Source organism: Sessilibacter sp. MAH1 (assembly GCF_054658315.1).
In genome coordinates, this window is sequence record NZ_BAAGIC010000002.1 from 111292 (window position 1) to 129519 (window position 18228).

At 43.4% G+C, this 18228-nt stretch carries 13 protein-coding genes; 5 read left to right on the forward strand and 8 right to left on the reverse strand.

Going from position 1 to position 18228, the window contains the following annotated elements; all coding sequences use genetic code 11:
* Positions 1-26 precede the first annotated feature (26 nt).
* From ACYQ28_RS02405 to ACYQ28_RS02430, 6 genes are all read right to left on the reverse strand, one after another.
* Positions 27-3509 (reverse strand): UvrD-helicase domain-containing protein, encoded by a 3483-nt coding sequence (locus ACYQ28_RS02405; protein WP_460047803.1) that lies wholly within the window; start codon positions 3507-3509, stop codon positions 27-29.
* Positions 3506-6289, reverse strand: a complete 2784-nt coding sequence (locus tag ACYQ28_RS02410; RefSeq protein WP_460047805.1) for a PD-(D/E)XK nuclease family protein — start codon at positions 6287-6289, stop codon at positions 3506-3508. The genes ACYQ28_RS02405 and ACYQ28_RS02410 overlap by 4 nt, the downstream gene beginning before the upstream one ends.
* Before the next feature lie 291 nt (positions 6290-6580).
* Entirely contained in the window at positions 6581-7714 is a 1134-nt protein-coding gene (locus tag ACYQ28_RS02415; RefSeq protein ID WP_460047807.1) for a reverse transcriptase family protein, read from the reverse strand.
* Between the two features lie 187 nt (positions 7715-7901).
* A complete protein-coding gene (locus tag ACYQ28_RS02420) occupies positions 7902-9185 on the reverse strand; it encodes a phosphoribosyltransferase-like protein (RefSeq protein WP_460047808.1) in 1284 nt (427 codons plus the stop codon).
* Between the two features lie 435 nt (positions 9186-9620).
* Complete coding sequence (gene murI / locus ACYQ28_RS02425; protein WP_460047810.1) at positions 9621-10541, reverse strand: glutamate racemase; 921 nt, start codon at positions 10539-10541, stop codon at positions 9621-9623.
* A 17-nt stretch (positions 10542-10558) separates the two neighbouring features.
* Positions 10559-10990, reverse strand: coding sequence for a tetratricopeptide repeat protein (locus ACYQ28_RS02430; RefSeq protein WP_460047812.1), 432 nt, complete (start codon positions 10988-10990; stop codon positions 10559-10561).
* 231 nt (positions 10991-11221) lie between these two features.
* Here ACYQ28_RS02430 and ACYQ28_RS02435 point away from each other — a divergent pair, with 231 nt between their 5' ends.
* Complete coding sequence (locus ACYQ28_RS02435) at positions 11222-11674, forward strand: DUF2489 domain-containing protein (RefSeq protein WP_460047814.1); 453 nt, start codon at positions 11222-11224, stop codon at positions 11672-11674.
* Positions 11675-11859: 185 nt separating this feature from the next.
* Here the strand turns inward: ACYQ28_RS02435 and trmA are convergent, their stop codons facing one another.
* Positions 11860-12984, reverse strand: coding sequence for a tRNA (uridine(54)-C5)-methyltransferase TrmA (trmA, locus tag ACYQ28_RS02440; RefSeq protein ID WP_460047816.1), 1125 nt, complete (start codon positions 12982-12984; stop codon positions 11860-11862).
* A gap of 184 nt (positions 12985-13168) precedes the next feature.
* A complete protein-coding gene (locus ACYQ28_RS02445; protein ID WP_460047817.1) occupies positions 13169-13426 on the reverse strand; it encodes an HNH endonuclease in 258 nt (85 codons plus the stop codon).
* A 247-nt stretch (positions 13427-13673) separates the two neighbouring features.
* On the opposite strand from ACYQ28_RS02445, the gene ACYQ28_RS02450 reads away from it, so the two are divergent.
* The 4 genes from ACYQ28_RS02450 to ACYQ28_RS02465 all read left to right on the forward strand — a co-directional run bounded on the left by ACYQ28_RS02450 (position 13674) and on the right by ACYQ28_RS02465 (position 18111).
* On the forward strand, positions 13674-14924 hold the full coding sequence (locus ACYQ28_RS02450; RefSeq protein WP_460047819.1) for an OprO/OprP family phosphate-selective porin: 1251 nt from the start codon (positions 13674-13676) through the stop codon (positions 14922-14924).
* Positions 14925-15149: 225 nt separating this feature from the next.
* Complete coding sequence (locus ACYQ28_RS02455) at positions 15150-16142, forward strand: Bug family tripartite tricarboxylate transporter substrate binding protein (protein WP_460047820.1); 993 nt, start codon at positions 15150-15152, stop codon at positions 16140-16142.
* Positions 16139-16579: a tripartite tricarboxylate transporter TctB family protein gene (locus ACYQ28_RS02460; RefSeq protein WP_460047821.1), complete on the forward strand. Its 441-nt coding sequence runs from the start codon at positions 16139-16141 to the stop codon at positions 16577-16579. The genes ACYQ28_RS02455 and ACYQ28_RS02460 overlap by 4 nt, the downstream gene beginning before the upstream one ends.
* A 2-nt stretch (positions 16580-16581) precedes the next feature.
* On the forward strand, positions 16582-18111 hold the full coding sequence (locus ACYQ28_RS02465) for a tripartite tricarboxylate transporter permease (protein WP_460047822.1): 1530 nt from the start codon (positions 16582-16584) through the stop codon (positions 18109-18111).
* Positions 18112-18228 lie beyond the last annotated feature (117 nt).

Below are 18228 nucleotides of genomic sequence, written 5' to 3' on the forward strand. Positions count from 1 at the left end.
CTTAATTTATCGCATTATTCTTTCACTTATTCGGAGATTTCTTGCAGTAAATCTAGGCTTGGGAAATAAAGTGCAACCTTAACCGGTGTTGAGTCGATAGCGCTAAACAATCGTTTATATTGATTGAGTTGTTCGGCGTACAAATTCACTTCATAAGCAATGAATTCTTCAATGTTAGCACCGGATGCGACAGAGGCTGTTTTGTAATCAATAATCCAGCGAACTTCGCCATGTTCGTCGTGCTCGTCAATAAATGTGCGATCGATAACGTAGCTACGATTACTGTCGCAATCCATTAAAGAAAACTCACTGGCGGCATTTTTGTGGTCGCTCAAAATCCACACGCCAATTTTTGAGTTTAAGACTTTTTCACACAATGCAACAACGCGCGCGGTGAGTAGGTTCGCTTCAATGCCATAAATGGCCGATTGCATGAATTCGCGTTTAATAAACTCACGTTTCTGTTCGAGTTTTTCGATAGACCAATGTGTAATTCCCGTGTTGGCGAACATCTCCAGCATTTTGTGCGCTACTGTACCGAATGCCTGTTGCGCGGTGATATCAAAATTGAGCGGTTCCGGCAGGTTGATTTCGTCAGAATATTCATGACCACGAGAAGCCTTGAGTAGATTGTTTTTGGCAAACAAGAAGGGTTCGGTTCTTGTGGAGCGTAAAATCTTATGCCACTGAATGCTGTCTTGAACCTGCTCGGTAGGTTGATTTGACGATTCAACCAGACTTGGAGCAATGAGCTGACATTGTTTGGAGAACACCGGCCAAATGGCCGCCAATACACTGCTTGCGCCGGGAGATTTCATTTCACCGGCTTCGGTGAGTTTAATATTGGCTAATAGATGTAAGCTTTTTATTGCCCGAGTACAACCCACGTACAGCAAACGCACCGACTCAAAATAATTCTTGGCTTTGGCCTCTGATCGTAAATAGTCGTACAGCGTGTTAGCGCCGCTGTCGTTACTTTCGTCGGTTGGCGAATCAAAACCGCTTAGGCCAACCTCGGGTAGTGGCGCCATCAATAACAGCTCATCACCATCGATACTGACGGAGTTGCTCCACAGCAGTAACTCCTTGTCGTCGGATTTTGGCGTTTTGTCCAGTGATGGAATGATCACGTGATCAAACTCCAAACCCTTAGATTTATGAATCGTCATGATTTGTAAGTTAGGATCGGCGTCTTTCGCAGTATTGGCGTAAAGATGCTCAATACCCAGCTCAAAGCCTTGCCAATCGCTGATTAATCCGCCTTGATCAAATTTTTCCAGCAGCTGCCAATAGGTTTCGGCGTTATCTAGGTCGCTGGCTTCAATGCAGTTTTCGCCGCCACCAAGCGCGATCCAAGTCGATTCTACCCAGTGCCTTAAGGTGCTGCGTCGGCGCAACTGCCACCGATTGCGAATTACCTTGGCGATAAGGCTTAGTTTCGCTTTTGAGGATTCTTCCAACGCAATGGATTCTATTCGCTGTTCATCGAGCAATAAACTCAGTACTGAGGTCAACGCGTGCTCTTCTATACTGGCGCGAATACTCAGCAGGTCTTGTGGTGACAGTGCGCACCAAGGTGCTCTTAAGAGTGAAAACCACGCTAAATTGTCGTCGGGTATCAAGAGTGCGCGAGTGAGACTGATTAGATCGGTCACCACCATACGTTGTTTTAACGCTTCAATTTCGGTGGCTTGGCCTTTAAATCCCGCTTTTAACAGGTGACGCTGAATTTCCGCCAAGTGCGAGCGGCTGCGTACCAAGATTGCGATGCTGTCATCGGGTTTTTCTTTTTTCAGTTGGCTGACCAAATCAACCACGGTTTTGGCTTGCGGTAACTGATTGTTGGTTTCTTCCGAATCAATGGCGTGGGCGTAGCAGTGCACGGCTTGATAAACTGGCGCAACGGAATCTAAGGTGAGTTCATAAAACGCAGTTGCTTGGTTGTAACTTACCGCGCCTCGGCTGATGTCATCTTGTGCTGGAAACGCGCGCGTAAAGGTTTCATTTACCCAACCGACGATTTCGGCACAGCTGCGAAAGTTGGTGGTTAGCGCTTGGGCCGACAGTGGCAGATGAGCGAGACCGTGTCTGCGCGCTTCCAAAAATAAGCTTACATCGGCGCCGCGAAATCCATAACACGACTGCATACCGTCGCCGACAAAAAATAAGGTTTTGCCGTCGCCGTTTTGCCACTCGTTAGTCAGTTGCTTTAACAATTGCCATTGTACATGCGAGGTATCTTGAAACTCGTCCACCAAAATGTGTTGCAGGCGATAATCCAGTTTAAGCAAAGTATCACTATAAGTGCCGTCGCTGTCTGGGCTTAACGCATCCAGAGACGCTTGGGCCACTTCAACAAAATCCACGGCACCTTGTTGGCCAAACAAAATTTTTAAATGACCCACAACCAAGGGTAAAACCTGCGTTAGGTTATCCAAAAATTGCCACTGTCGTTGGCTGAATTCGGCACTCGGTAAGTTGCGTACGCGCTGTAACAGTTCGGTTAATTCCGGTATTTGTTGCAGTTCATCAATGATGGCTTTTAATCCGGCTTTGCGCTCAACATTGATCGGATCCTTGCCCGCGGGCAAGCCCATGTTTTTATCAAAACGTTTTCGCCATTCACCTTTTTGCGTTAGTAACAGTTCTACGATGGCTCGCCATTGCAGTAGATGATCTTCGTCTGCTTCAGGCAGATCAACGCAACCGGCGAGTTCGGTAATCACAGAATCGCTGTTACTGGCAATTAATTGGCTGCCGCAAAAATCGGCAATCACGGCTAAATCGCTGGCGTGTTGCCAAAGTTTTTCTTGGGTTATCGCCAGCTGATCGCGAATTAAGGTGCGGGTATTGTCTTCTAAGGCTTCACGTTGATTACGTGCGTGCAGCAATAAATTCAGCCATTGATCACGTTTACTGAGTAATTGGCAGAGTAGGTTTTCAAGCTTTAAGGTGTCGCCATCAAGACTGTTAATTAATTCCGATAACGGTTGTTGGTACGGCGAATTGCTGCGTTCAAGCCACAATAATGCTTCTTGAGCCGCCTCGCGATACACGGTCTCGGGATATTCAACGGTATTTAATTCTGCACCCAATCGAGCTTCTAAAGGCAATTGCTGGGTGATGGATCGGCAAAATCCATCAATGGTGGTGATTTTTAAGCGACCGGGGTTTTCTAGCAATTGCCAATGGTGTTTTTTATCTTGCTCAATAACGGCTTGCGCTAAACGCCAGGTTTGCGCTTGGTAACTGGGTGTATCGTCGTTAAGTCGATGGCATTCGTGCAGGGCACCTAAAATTCGTGCACGCATTTCGGCGGCGGCTTTACGGGTAAAGGTAATGCACAAAACTTCTTCGGGTGTTTTGGCCACCGCCAGCAAGGCAAGTGCACGTTGCGTGAGTAGACTGGTTTTACCCGAGCCTGCGGGCGCGGTAACCACAAACGATTGGCTGATATCCAAGCAGGCATTACGTACCTGTGCATCTTCAGGAGTTTTTACAGCACTCATGGATTTTCTCCCTTAGATACCCAGCTTGGGCTTGTCTGCCATAAACCGAGCAGCGATTCTTTTTCGCCGTAACGATTAAAACTCAAATAATCGTCTTGGTATTGAGTGAGTTTATTTTCGTAAAAATGATTGTGATAAATTCCGGCGGTAAATTCGTCACACAGTAATCCCAACTCCGTTTGCCACAGGCTGTTTAAGGCTTCTATATCGGGCGTTTTATCACCATCGGCAATTTGCACACCTTGAATGTGAATGCCTTCGGTGGCAATACCTTTAAATTCAAGATTTTTTGCGTTCACCGCCGCAAACGCAATGGCAGAGGCTTGTGGTTGGTGCAATAAAAAATACAACGGCATTTGTGGTTGGCTGGGACGCGGTTGCAACCAAGTGTTGGTACTCGGCAAGCTTCCCGATTTATAGTCAATTAATAAAACCTTTTCGCCGATGGTATCGATGCGGTCGATTCGTAAATTAAACTCAAGATGATGAAAAACCGTTTTTACTTTTACCTCACAACCAATTACCGAAAAGTCCGGTCGCGATAATTCCAGTTGCAGCCAGTGATAAATTAATTGGCTTTGGCGTTGTTTTTCTAATTTACGGAATTCGGTGCTTAAAAATCCAAGGTGATTTTTTTGCTGATCTATGGCTTTTTCAACGTTTTGCGAAATTAAATCAATGAGCTTGTCATCATGATAAGTTGCTAGGGTTTCTTTATTTTCGAGCGTTTCCCAAATTAACGCCAAGGCATCGTGAGTGATTTGCCCACGCACCGCAGGGCTTAAATGTGTTTCGGCATCGTTAATAGGATTAAGACCTAAACGAAATCTTGCAAAAGCATTAAACGGTTGAATGGCTTGCCATTGCAGCAGTGATGTACTGGCGCGATGGGGTTCAGAAATATCCAAGGGTTGAGGGTCTTCGCAATTAATCCATTGAAAAGAACGCTGATCAAATAATTGCGTCATCGCCGATTTAAACGGCGTTATAAGTGTTTTTTCTTGGCTGTTTTCTGAGTGATCGGCAAATAAATCCAACGATTGCATTACTGCTAATTGTTCTGGGTTTTCATTGTGAGTAGGTAATGAGAATTCCGTGGCGGTGGTTTCAACAATTAATCCGCTCGGATTTAATTCGCAGTCACCATCCCACTGGGCAGAGCTGATGACAACCGAGTTGGCACAGGTTAAATACCGATGGGTTAATGATTTTGCGTATGCGTGTTCCCGTTCAGCGGTAGCGTTCGGCAATTGATACTGCCGTTGTAGATCCATCGGTAGCAGCGGATTGGGGTTGGGCGCTGCGGGCCAGGTTTGATCATCCAGTGATAATACCCAGCAATAATCAAAGTTCAGTCCGGCTGCTTCTAGGGCACCTAAAATTTGAATGGGAGTATCTTTGCCTTGAGCTTGGAAGGGCGTGGTTAATAACAGCTGCGATAATTGCGTTAAAAATTGCGAGAAGGTAAAGGTTTCTTCGAGCAAATCCCACTGACGACACGATTGCAGAACTTCCTGAAATTGATCGACCTGTTGATATTCCATGGAATCTAAACGGCGTTCCCCCGGCCAGCCTAATAAGCTCAGTTGTTCAACAATAAACTCAACCCAACGTTTGGCGGAAAGTTTATTATCGGCGCGTCTATATAGTTGATCGGCATCGATTAGTAATTGCGTAATTGCGTGCGTATCGTCTGAAAAATAATAACGTACATCGTTGGCCGATAATTCCGTTACACAGGCTTTGTGAATTTTTTCTTGAGTTACTAAAGCGAGCCCGGAAAATTTGTTTATTTGCCAAAAAGGTGAATTTAAAAGATTTAACATATCGGCGGCGGGTTGCTTGCCGATATTCAAACGCAGCAATCGCAGGGCGTCGTAAATTACCGGAGTTGAGCCTAGTGGTGTTCCCGCTGAAAAGTTAAAGGGTAGAGCGTAGCGGGGTTCGGTAATGTTAAATGCGTGGCTTTCAAATACCTCGGTAAAAATACGTTCTACCTGAGTTTTGGTTTGCCCAAGCTTTGGTGAAATTATGCCAATTTTAGTATCAAGATTATTTTCTAGAAGGTTTTTTGCCCAAAGCGCCGCAGCAATAATTTCGTCTTCGCGGCTGTTAAATTCGAGGCGATTAATTATCGCGGCAGTATTGTTGGTGGGTTGATGATCAATAAGCTCTGCACAGGCGGATTGCAACATGCTTAGCGTTAAGGGTGCGATATCATCAAAACCAATTAAATGTATTTTTGCCGATGATTTAATTAAACCGTCTTTAAAGGCGCGACGAATGTGCTCTTGCAGGTTTTCGGCGCTTAACCAATTGTTTTCTTCAAGCGTTTTTTCAAACTCGTTAAACCAAGTCCAAAACGGAAACTGCTGAGCGTTGCGATTAAACTCTGGTAATTTTTCGTCGTCAATTTCCCACAATTTAAGGCTGCGGTAGGCAGAATCTGCCTGAGAACTTAAGTGTTCCGGCTTTGCCATTGGCATGGTATCAATGTGCTTAGCAATAATTTTTCGCCACAAGAGTTCGCGTTGCAGTTTTGAGATCACAATCTTTGTGGAGAAATTGTCGTCCAGCATTTGCAATTGTGAATGAGTACGATTGATCCACTGCGGCAAGCTAAAAATAGTCGCGCTGATGGCAACTTTTTGGCCGTTTTGGCGAAGTTCATCTGCATAGGCTTGGCGCATAGCTTCGCTGATACGAGCGTTTACGGTAATAAATACTTCTGCGTTTGCAATTGCTTTTAAATAAGGTTGTATCTTAAAAAGATTCGCCAAAATGGATTCCGTCGCAGGTTAAAAATGAGTGAAATATTCCGTTAAAATGTTTGAATAATGGAAAACTCATCAATGAGTTTAGAGTATTTTATTTGCGCCAAGCATAAAGTTTCAAAAAAAATTTAGCGAAGCGGAGCCTCGATATTGTCCTAATTTTTGGTGGCCAAGCGATCATATAGAATGATTGGTGAGTTTCTTTAGCAATTTTCTGCGCTACGGAATGAAGAAAAAATGTTTATATGAAGCTTCTAAATTCGTTTTTTGACTTGGAATTCACACCGTACCAGCTCGTCAGAAAGGCCATTCGATGCTATTGAACTCTTTTAACACCCTATCTGCATACTGTGGTTCTATCATTTTCGCGTAGTCAATCATTCCTCTCAGGTGAGATTTAAATCCCCAAACTGAATCAAACCCTCTTGCTAAAACATGAGCAACGGGCCCGACCTTATTTAAGTAATATAGGTGCTGCCGGATCCTATCTTTAAACTCCTTTTGTAATCTAGGGGTTGTTCCATCAATATTTAAGCCGAGCACAATTTTTTTAGAACCCACCGGTACAATTTTCGCTTTTTTATAATGCGGCAAATATCCTTGCTTTGAAAGAACCTTATTAGCCTTATTAATAACATCCTTTGCTGTGATCCTAGAAAACTCAGAGGAATGTGAAGAAAAAGTAATGTCATCACTATAACGAGTATATTTTAAGCCATATTCTTTCGCGATTTTCGTTAACTGGTTGTCACAGCTCCTCATTACTAAATTCGATAGTAGAGGACTTGAGGGGGCGCCTTGCGGCAAATATCCTAACAATAGCTGGTCGTATTCAGTTATCGCCTTATATTTTTTGATAACTCGCCAATTCTTATTGCGATTTCGTGGGCTGTGGTTCGGAGTTGCAATCGTACACAATCTTGCCAACTCAAATGAGATTAGAGGCTGATAGCCTAGAGAGTTGAAAATGTGAAATACCTGTATTTCCGATATCGACTCGAAAAAATTCACAATATCGAGCTTGATAAGCCATGTGGCTCCACAATGCTGCGCCGCGCAGTCTTTAATTGACTTACCTTTTACAAAGGCAAAACTGGCTCTGTTGAATACTGCTGAACTTAGAATATGTTGATGTATCCATTTTTGTACGCGATTAAGCTGGACCGCTGGAACCTTGATAAATCTCCTGCCTCCTGACCTTTTTGCAATAGAAAATTTAGTGTATGCATCCTCGTTTTTGCGAGATACGTATGATCTCAACTGTTCAAGACTAACCCCCGTCCTTTCGGACAAATGATTAAGAGTTAAAATCGAAGGTAGCCGGTCGCTAATTTCCAATACAGATTCTATCTGTTCAATACTATCATCGAGCAATAAACTAGACCGACCAGCCTTTATCCCTTCCTGTTTATATAAATGAGAAGACCACATAGCAACTACTCCGATGAACTCAGAGCGCTAAAGCGCTCTGGCATCCTGAGCCTGCGAAGGGAAAATGCCAGAGTGCTTTGGCTCTCGCTCAGCGCAGGCTTATCCAAAGGGATCAGGTAATCCTTACCCCAATAACCACTGAAAGAATGGTTACAACAACTTGGCAGTTGTTTGCGTACACTAGTCACTATGTGGCCTTTCTCAACTGTTGAGGGAAATAATAGTCTGATCCTTTGTCAAGCTGTTCAGATTTAACCTTCCCAATTCTTTTCGCCGCCTTTAATTCGGCTAATCCCGTTGGCGTAATTCTCTTTTGTGGACTAACAAATTTCCATTCAATACACTTTGAAAGGTACTTGTCACAATTATAATTACTCAATCCAGTAGCATAACAAAGCGTTGATCTTTTGCGTTTTCCTTTGGCGATTAGTGCCAATATTACAAGTATCAATTTCCCGACTTCGCCACGTCTAATCAGTTTAGGTGACTTTGCGAGCTTCTTTTGTCCTATATCATCCAGGCTTTTAATATTCGCTTGCTGAGGAATTTCCCCAGGAAAAACGGATAATGTTGTATCTGCTATCGTTCTATCTGGAAAAAGCCCAATCCACTCATTACCCTCTTCGACTAGAATTGCTGGAACATTATTTGGACATCCGTGTTCAAATACAAGAGCACACATTGTTTTCTTGTAGCCCCACCACATATGCTTTCGCTTTTTATTGGCTTTCTTTCCATATTTTTCACACAAATTAAATATTTCTTCTTTTTTTTCGTTACTCCATGGAAGGGAGTTGAATGTGGGAGCATCTCTATAAATATGTACAGTAGGGGATGACTTATGAGATCTAAGGTAATCTATTCCCGTTTCGATGCCTGAGTAAGCGATAACATGGAAGTCTAAAAGTCTGTATGAATGCCAAGATACAATTGATTTCTCCATCCAAAAGGCGTCAAGAAATTCGAAACCTCTATTACCAGACCCTATAAAGTCATCCACGCAAACTATGGATTTGCATTTCGTAGACCGTAAACTTTCGAGAGTCGGGTGATTCAAATACCGTTTTGTGTCTCTTTTGCAGAATTGACGAATTATGGAAGCAACTCTTCCTTCACTTCCAATATCTGCTGTATTCCCGAGTGGTATAACTGAAACTCCATCCTTGGCCACTTGTGCTTGCTGGTAATAAGGAGTTGATACATAAACTTCTGTTTGATTCTTGTTTCCTTTTAACACCCACTTTCGTGGAATCATTTCACGGATTGCAAAAAACGCAATTGGGCCGGGAATAGTTTTATCAACTTCCGCCATCCCAGATACTAGACTCCTTTCAAATTCATTATGAGAGACCAATGTAAGGTTGTTAGCTAGAGCAGAAGCGATTTCCTGATCCAATGGTTCAAATTGATTGAGCCAATCTTTTCCTCGTTCTGTATGGATTAATTTCCTCGCTTCTCTACTGCTACTCATGGGAAGTTCCTAAATTCTAATCAACATCATTTTGTCTCGAACATGTATTTTATAATCGCTACACATTACATTCATAACGCGTAGCGTTTTCTTAGCATCCAACCTATCTGGAGGCCAACGCTTTGCGGCGCTCGTTAACACGTCCGATGATGGTTATGTTTTTTGTGGTTAGAGCGAATAAGAAAAACTTGTTAAAACAATCGCGAAAATAACTAATATGTGATGCTAGATGCTAAAGGAACATTACCGAACATTTGAGCTACTCAACGCAAGCCCATCTTTTACTAAAAATTGACTGTTGCGATTTTTATAATTGTTCATATTTAACATTTTATTTAAAAGCCACAAGAACAAAAACTTTCAGTTTACGTATTAACTGAAATTTACAACCAATAATATTGCAGATTAGTTCTGACCACCGTATTTCTGCAACGTTTATTGATTAACAACAGACCAGCTCTCGCCAAACCAATCGCTAAGGTAATTCAATAAGCTGGGTAAATTCTGCGGTTGAGCACTAAATAGGCTTCGATAATTGGGTTTGGTTTGTAATTCTGTAGGCGCTTGCAGGTTAAATTCGTGATGCAGTAAATACTCAACACGTCTTGCAATGGCCTTGGATGAATCTACCCAGTGTTTAACCTCGGGCATTAATCTTTGCAGTTCGGCTTTCACCAGTGGGAAGTGCGTACACGCCAGAACCACGGTATCCATACCTGCACTTTGCGCGGTAATTAAGGGTTGCAACTCGTCAATCAGATACGTTGGCAATTGGCTCATCGTTGTTGAGCCGTCGTCATTGGTAGAGGCCAAAAGCCCCTGTATTTTTTGCTCGGCGAACTCTACCAAACCTCGGCTGCCGCACTTGATTACCGTGCAGTCGTGGGCGAATTCCTGAATCAATGCGTCGGTATAGTCGCGGCTGATGGTGCCCGGTGTTGCTAAAAGGCCAATGGTTTTGCTGTGACTTAAGCTCGCTGCCGGTTTGATGGCGGGAACAACACCAACAATGGGTTGATGAAAACGTTGACGCACGCTCGGCAGCGCAATGGTGCTGGCGGTATTGCAAGCAACCACAATCAGATCCGCCGAACAAGCTTTTTGAAAGGCGTGCAAAATATAGTCAATGCGCTGTACTAATTCGCTTTCGGTTTTGGTTCCGTAGGGGAATTCCTGATTATCTGCGGCGTAGACAATATCAACGTAGGGTAAATGCTCCACCAAAGCCTGTGCGATGCTTAAACCACCTACGCCGGAGTCAAATACCAACACCGTGGGAGAGCGCGCCGGTGCTGGAGCTTTTCCCTCAGGGGATAGCTTTTTGCAAGAGGCATCAAATTCAAACGGAGTTTCCATAGACGTTCGCTACTTGGCTATCCAATCAAATCCCGAATCGATGCGAGGTATCTGCTGGGCTCCTTCTCAAACAGCTTGGCACCGCCGTGTTGATAGGCTTTAAGCAGCAGTTTACGGGCTTTGCTTAGTTGTTCGGTATCCAATAACGATTGGCCCAAGCGCAGGTAGATAAACGGATTGTCGTCAATGCCGCGGCAATGTAATGCCGATTCTAGGGCGTTGATGGCTTGTTCATGCTTGCCAGATTTAAAGTAGGCATCACCAATTGCCGTTAGCACCCAACCGGATTCGACGCGATCGGTTTGTGGGCTCGGCAGAGTGATCCACGCCTGATAGAACAGACGTAACGCATTGTCGAAATCGCCTTGGTCGAAATATTCGTAACCGTGGCCACAAAGTACTTTGACCTTGTCGGAAATTTCATCATTGCTGTGGAACTCGCCACTCATGGGATAATCCTGTCAGATGCTGAAGATTGTGCGTTGACCAATTCGATGCTTAAAGCACCAGTTTTTCACGCTGTTACAACGCTTGGGAATCTTAACAAAAGCCTTGCAACTGAGCTATTCATCCATGCGCTGTGTTATGCTTTGTGGGTCTATTCACTGTGACGAAAATCTCGCCAAACACAGCGGCTTTTGGTTTTTCGTTGAATATTTGAGTAATAAGGTTAGTTGTTTATGTTGTATTTGCTGATTTTGGGCATTGTCATTATCACGGTTTTGGCGGGTGTTGCCGGTTATTACTTGTGGCAGCTAAAGAAACAAAAAGAATATCTCGCGCAGGTTGAGGCCGAACAGCAAAAAACCTACGAAGATCAGCGTAAACGCATGAACAATTCTATTCAGCGCATTGCTCAAGGTTTGCTCGCCGATCAACTCACTCTAACCGAGGCTGCTCTTAGAATTCGGGCCATGATGAATGGCCTGGGTGTTTCGGAAGAAGACAAAACCGAGTTTAAAGCCTTCTTTTTATTGGCAGAAAAAACCGAACACATCCCCATTTTAGAAGAATGGAAAGAACTCGAAAAAACCAAAAAGCGTGAATACGAAAAACAACGTCTGGCCCACGAAAAAGAATTTGGCGATTTTGTGCGCGACGCCGCCGAAAAAATTATGGGTAAAAACTTCTAGGAACCTCTGATTAACTCATCCATGATTTAATCAGAGGACAGAAATTGAAAATACGATTTCCAATTTCTTCACAATTTCAATCGCTTACCGCTCTTGAAATTGGCGACACATCCTTGTGTCGCGAGAAACTTTAGGTTAATCAGAGTTTCCTCTAGGTTAATCAAAGGTTTTTTTGTTCATTCTGATTAATTAGAATTTTCTTTCCGTTTTAGATAAACGCCCGACTCAATATGATCGGTGTAAGGGAATTGATCAAAGAGCGCAAATTTTTCAATGGTGTGTGTTTGCGTGAGCGATTTTAAATTTTCGCTCAGTGTTTCTGGGTTACAAGAAATATATAAAATATGATCGAACTGACTGCAAAATTGCTCGGTGGCTGAATCCAATCCTGCACGCGGTGGATCAACAAAAATACAGCCAAAATTATACTCGTTTAAATCAATTTCTCTTAAGCGTCTAAATTCTCTCTCGCCCGATAACGCTTGCACTAATTCTTCCGCCGATAATCTGGCAATGGTAATGTTGTTAACTTTATTGATGTCAATATTGTGGTGGGCCGCGGCAACGGAAGTTTTGGCAATTTCGGTAGCCAAAACCTTGTTAAAGTTTTGCGCCAAGGGCAGGGTAAAATTACCGTTACCGCAATAAAGCTCTAATAAATCGCTATTACCAGCAAAATTCGCACTGGTTTTTACCGCCCAGGCGAGCATTTTTTCGCAAATTTTGGCGTTGGGTTGCGTAAAACCACCTTCTAGTTGTTGATAGCGATAGGATTTATCGTTGACGATTAATTGTTCGTAGACAAAATCGCGATCTAAATTTAATTTTTGGCCACGGCTGCGACCAATAAAATCCAGTTTTTCGGTGACAAGCCCACGTAAGCGTTCGCGCAGAGCAAGTGCCTCTTGCTGCCAGTCGCTCTCTAAACGCTTGTGGTAAATTAACGTAATCAACAACTCATCGATTTGCGTTGATAAAAACTCCACCTGAAAGAGCCTTCTGCGCAGCATATCGTTATCATTAATTTCGGCTAATAAAAGCGGCATTGCTTTGTTGATCAAAGCGCTCGCAACCGGAAAACTGTCTATCGTGAAGGCAGAATTCTTTTCGCCGGGCTTGTGCATGGCGTAATAACTTTGGTCGCTTTCGTGCCAAATTTTGAACTCACAACGCATGCGGTAATGACTTTTTTCAGACTCAAATATCTGCGGCTCGGGCATGTCAAAATCGGTAAACAACGCTTGAGTTGTTTGAATTTTGGTATTGAGTAATGACTCATATTGATCAGGGAAAACGAATTCTGTTGTCATGTCTGGCCGAGGTCTGCTTGTCCAAATCAGCCATTTTAACAGAAGCGGCGTGTTTTGGGATCACATAAGAGGGCGATTAAGAATTCAACGATTTACATCATTGAGACGTTTAATCGTTTTGGCAGTTTGAGCCAGATTGAAAGTGCTTTCATTGCATTGCTAAGCCTCAAGGCTTGTTGCTCTGTTATTCTCGCGGGCACTTAAAATTGTTTCGATTTCTGATTATTAGTGCCAACTTTTCTTTTGGTGATTTATCGCCAAAGTATTGATTAATGATTCGGCAACAAATGACGATATTTCCATCGCCGTCTTCACCGCCTTTTGATTTGGGGATTACGTGATCTTGAGTGGCATCTTCAATTTTTAAGGGTTTGTTGCAATAAAAACAAAGGCCGCCTTGTAAAAATAATCGGCGATGGATAGCCGAAGGTTTATTTGCCATACCTTATCTTTCCTTTGCTAAGAACAATACCGAGGTTGGTTTGATAATTGAGAAACTTTTTTTGTTGCTATTGATCCCAAGGTTTTAGCGCCAGACTTGGAGTTTTGCTCATATTGTTCATGAACAGTATAGACAAAATTACCAAAAGGGCTTAAATGCACATTAGAGCCACAAAATAGTATTCAATTTCGATCATTTGTACTCTTGCTCTCACGATAAGAATAAACATAAAACCGAGAGTTATCCGATGAAAACATTTCATACCTGTTTGGGGATGTTGCTAGCATCTTCCGCTTCTATGACTTCTTTTGCGCAAGTTGATCTTTCAAATTTAGAGGCAAGAATCGAGCAGCTCGAAAAAGAGTTGTCTGCACAAAAAGAAACTAAGAAAAAAGAACAAGAACTGCTCACCATTGGTGGTCGATTACAGCTCGATTACAACCGTTTTGATGGCGCTTACAATGCTATTAACGACGGTGAATACGGTTCGGATATTTTTCCTCGTCGTGTGCGTTTGTCTGCCGAAGGCGAGCGCGACGATTTAGATTTCACCTTGATCATGGATTTTTCTGAGGGTGACGCCGAAATTCTATTGATGCGTTTTCGCTACAACGGATTTGAAAATGGGCCAAAAATTAAATTTGGTCGAATCCGTGAAGACATTTCTTTAGACGCATTAACCAGTAGTAAAGACCTCGCATTAATCGAACGTTCCGCCTACGCAAATACCCTGTCTCCGTATTTCCGTTACGGCGTTTCTGCCTATCAAAATTTTGATTCTGGCCTGCGTTACGCGGTAGGTGTTTATAAAAACGACGCCTTCGGCTCAGACGGTAAAGATGAAACCAGCGATTTAAGCTTAGCAATTAGCTCACGTTTGACGTGGTCGAATGTATACGGCGACGGCCGCGTTTTGCATTTGGGTGGCTGGCACTCTCTTCGACAAATGGATGGCGATATCTTAGGTTCGTCCTTTGCCCGTGGTGAAGTTCGTGAAACCGAAGTGCGTTTATTAAATTACTCCGCCGGTGGTGAAACGGTCGCTGTAGATCAAATTAATCAATACGGCGTTGAATTTGGTTGGCAACGTGACGCATTATTAATTCAAGCCGAATACGGCGAGCGTGAAATCGAAACCTTAGATTCTAGTTCACCCTTAGATGGTGAAACCTACGAAGGTTATTACGTTCAAGCCAGCTATTTTTTAACGGGCGAATCCCGTAGGTTTTCAAAAGGCAGTGCTAAATGGGGTTCACCCAAGGGTGTAAGCAAAGCTTGGGAAGTTGCCGCTCGTTTTACCTCGTTTGATGCCAGCAGCGATACCCAAGGTACCGAGCTAGATACCTTTAGTCTAGGTGCTTCTTATTATCTTAATTCTGATGTCCGATTCATGCTGAACTACGTTCACAGCGAAGTCTCTGGGCCCGGGGCTTTGGCGTTAGTCGGTAACGAAGACGAAGGCGATGCAATTACCGCTCGCATTCATTACGAATTTTAAACCTTGGCGACTTCTGATTAACTCAAATTTGAGTTAGTCAGAAAACAGAAATTGAAAATACAATTTCCAATGCTTTCTTTTAAAGAGTCCTGGGTGCCTGTTAATCGTTTTTACATCCTTTAATTAAATCAGGCATCGTCCCGCTGATTGCAGTTTTTGAACTGCATAGGTTTATCGCAGTTATTAGCCATTAATGCTGGCTAATAAGAAATATAAGGATAATAAATGATGAAGAAATTCACTCTTAAACGCACATTACTTGCGGCGGTTATTTCCGGTTTGTGTTCGCAATCAGTTTTTGCTTTTGAGCAAAGTCGTTCGGTGGATTGTATTGCACCGGCGGCGCCCGGTGGTGGTTGGGATTTTACCTGTCGCACCATTGGCAAAGTAATTACCGATTTAAAATTAATTGACGGTGCCGTACAAACTAACAATATGCCAGGTGCTGGGGGCGGTGTTGCTTTTGCCCATGTGGTTGGTAAGCGTAAAAAAGACGATGCCTTAATGGTGGCATCCAGTACGGCAACGGTTACACGTTTAGCGCAACGTCAATTTGCCGGTATGGACCCAGAACGTGTGCGTTGGGCCGGTGCCGTTGGTGCCGATTTTGGTGTCATTGCGGTGGGTAAAAATTCGCCGTTTAATACGCTTGAAGATTTAATTGCTGCCATGAAGGCAGATGCAAATTCTGTAAAATTTGCGGGCGGTAGTGCTGCTGGCGGTTGGGATCATTTAAAAGTCTTGATGGCAGCAAAATCTGGCGGCGTTACCGATTTAAAACACATTTCTTATTTGGCATTTGCCGGCGGTGCTGAGGCGTTAACGCAAGTGGTTGGCGGTCATATCTCAGCGTTTACCGGTGATGTTTCCGAAGTAATCGGCTTTTTGGAATCCGGTGATTTAAAAGTGTTAGCCGTGTTATCGGACGAACGTCTGCCAGCGCCCTTAGATAATCTACCAACGGCAAAAGAACAAAATATTGCTGCGGTTGCACCTAATTGGCGTGGTTTTTATGTACCTAAAGATATTTCTGATGAGGCTTATCAATGGTGGGTAGACAGTCTTGATCAGGTATACGCCAGTGAACAATGGCGAGAAGTTATGCGCAAAAGCGGATTAATGCCGTTTCATAAAACCGGCGAAGAATTTAAAACTTTTGTTGATGAACAAGTACAAGAAATTCGCGCGCTTTCAACCGAAGTAGGATTAATTCGATGAAGGGCGATCGTATTCTTGGAGTTGCCTTACTGATTATTGCATTTGTGTACGGCTGGGAAGCCGTACATTTTCCCGAGCCTTTTGGCGGTGCCGAAACCGTTGGCCCGGAAACCTTTCCAATTATGTTATCGATTATTCTCGGCATTAGCAGTATTTATTTATTAATAAAACCCGATGCCGATAGCGACTGGCCGGGTGTTGCGATGTTATTGCAATTGCTGTTCGTAATTATTGCCTTAGCAATATTTACCGCGTTGCTTGAACCGGTTGGTTTTATTCCAGCAACAATATTTGTGGTGAGTTTTTTGTGCTGGCGAATGGGTTCTAAACCTGTGCCTGCTTTAACAACCGGTGTTTGTTGCGCGTTATCGGTTTTTTTACTGTTTAACTTTGTGCTGGACTTACATCTGCCTGCGGGAATTTTGGAGTTTGGCTGATTATGGAAACACTCGATTTTTTACTTCAAGGTTTTGCCGTTGCCTTAACGTTTGAAAACCTCATGTTTGCCGCACTTGGTGCATTGCTGGGTACGTTGGTAGGTGCACTACCGGGCCTTGGCCCTGCTAACGGTGTAGCGATATTAATTCCCTTGGCCTTTGGTATGGGGCTTTCGGCAGAGGCTTCGTTAATTTTATTAACGTCTGTTTATGCGGGTGCAATGTACGGTGGTCGCATCTCCAGCATTTTGTTGAATATTCCCGGTGACGAACCGGCCATGATGACCTGCTTAGATGGGCATCCTTTAGCGCTTAAAGGTAAGGCAGCAGAATCTCTAGCAATTTCAGCCATTGCTTCTTTTATAGGCAGTTTTTTGGCCACCATAGGTTTGGTAATTTTAGCACCGTGGTTAGCACGCTTTGCACTTAAATTTGGGCCAGCAGAATATTTCGCATTATTTACTCTTGCCTTTGCAACCTTGGGCGGTATTACCGGTAAAAACCAATTCAAAACCGTTATTGCAGCGTGCATTGGTTTAATGATCGCAACCGTCGGTATCGATTTAAGCACCGGTAACCAACGTTATACTTACGATATTTTAGAATTGTACGAAGGAATCGATTTTATTATCGCCATTGTTGGTTTATTCGCCATTAGCGAACTGCTGGTGTTTATCGAGAAACACTCCAGTGAAGGTTTAAAACGAGTTGTTCTTAATAAGCTTAAATTAACCGCTGCCGATATTATTGGCATATTGCCCACCAGTATTCGTGGTTCGGTACTGGGATTTATTGCTGGTGTATTGCCGGGTGCTGGTGCGTCTTTGGGCAGCTTTATCAGCTACACTCTAGAAAAGCGAATTATTGGTGACAAAGGTCATTTTGGTGAAGGCGACCCCCGCGGCATTGCTGCACCAGAAGCGGGTAATAACGCAGCCGCCAACGGTGCCTTGGTGCCAATGTTGACCTTGGGTGTTCCGGGTAGTGGTACCACTGCGGTTTTGTTAGCCATGTTAGTTTCATTGAACATACAACCCGGCCCAATGTTGTTTACCCAAAATGCCGATCTGGTGTGGGGTGTTATCGCTGCATTATTCGTTGGTAACTTAATTTTATTATTAATGAACATTCCAATGGTGGGTGTGTTTGTTAAGTTGTTGAGCGTACCACCAAAATATTTAATGCCGATTGTGACTCTTATTGCATCGGTAGGGATTTACGCAATCAGTAACAGCGCTGTAGATCTATTCTTTATGATTGGATTTGGTGTTTTAGGTTACATTTTGCGCAAGCTAGAGATCCCATTAGTACCCATTATTCTAGGAATGCTTCTGGGACCCGAAATGGAAAAAAGCCTTCGCCATGCGCTAACACTGTCTAACGGTGATTGGAGTGTGCTTTGGTCGAGCAGTCTTGCGGTTGGAATTTGGACACTGGCCGTGGTTGGTTTAATTACGCCTTATATTCTTGGGCCAATTCTACGTCGCAAAATGACAAAAGAAGCGGAAAAAGTACAAATTACCGAAAGCTAGAGTGCTTTTAAGTAGTATGTTTAGACAGGTTTTTAACAAAATTCTGAAAATATTCGTTTGGCTATTCAATTTTGGTACAACGATTGTAGGATTTGTCGTATAAGTTTTCATGACTGC

What these genes read in the sequence shown, in the direction of transcription:
- murI (WP_460047810.1), bottom strand. Translation starts at nt 10,541, where the DNA reads ATGGAAACTCCGTTTGAATTTGATGCCTCTTGCAAAAAGCTATCCCCT.
- ACYQ28_RS02405 (WP_460047803.1), bottom strand. Translation starts at nt 3,509, where the DNA reads ATGAGTGCTGTAAAAACTCCTGAAGATGCACAGGTACGTAATGCCTGC.
- trmA (WP_460047816.1), bottom strand. Translation starts at nt 12,984, where the DNA reads ATGACAACAGAATTCGTTTTCCCTGATCAATATGAGTCATTACTCAAT.
- ACYQ28_RS02430 (WP_460047812.1), bottom strand. Translation starts at nt 10,990, where the DNA reads ATGAGTGGCGAGTTCCACAGCAATGATGAAATTTCCGACAAGGTCAAA.
- ACYQ28_RS02445 (WP_460047817.1), bottom strand. Translation starts at nt 13,426, where the DNA reads ATGGCAAATAAACCTTCGGCTATCCATCGCCGATTATTTTTACAAGGC.
- ACYQ28_RS02415 (WP_460047807.1), bottom strand. Translation starts at nt 7,714, where the DNA reads ATGTGGTCTTCTCATTTATATAAACAGGAAGGGATAAAGGCTGGTCGG.
- ACYQ28_RS02420 (WP_460047808.1), bottom strand. Translation starts at nt 9,185, where the DNA reads ATGAGTAGCAGTAGAGAAGCGAGGAAATTAATCCATACAGAACGAGGA.
- ACYQ28_RS02460 (WP_460047821.1), top strand. Translation starts at nt 16,139, where the DNA reads ATGAAGGGCGATCGTATTCTTGGAGTTGCCTTACTGATTATTGCATTT.
- ACYQ28_RS02435 (WP_460047814.1), top strand. Translation starts at nt 11,222, where the DNA reads ATGTTGTATTTGCTGATTTTGGGCATTGTCATTATCACGGTTTTGGCG.
- ACYQ28_RS02455 (WP_460047820.1), top strand. Translation starts at nt 15,150, where the DNA reads ATGATGAAGAAATTCACTCTTAAACGCACATTACTTGCGGCGGTTATT.
- ACYQ28_RS02465 (WP_460047822.1), top strand. Translation starts at nt 16,582, where the DNA reads ATGGAAACACTCGATTTTTTACTTCAAGGTTTTGCCGTTGCCTTAACG.
- ACYQ28_RS02450 (WP_460047819.1), top strand. Translation starts at nt 13,674, where the DNA reads ATGAAAACATTTCATACCTGTTTGGGGATGTTGCTAGCATCTTCCGCT.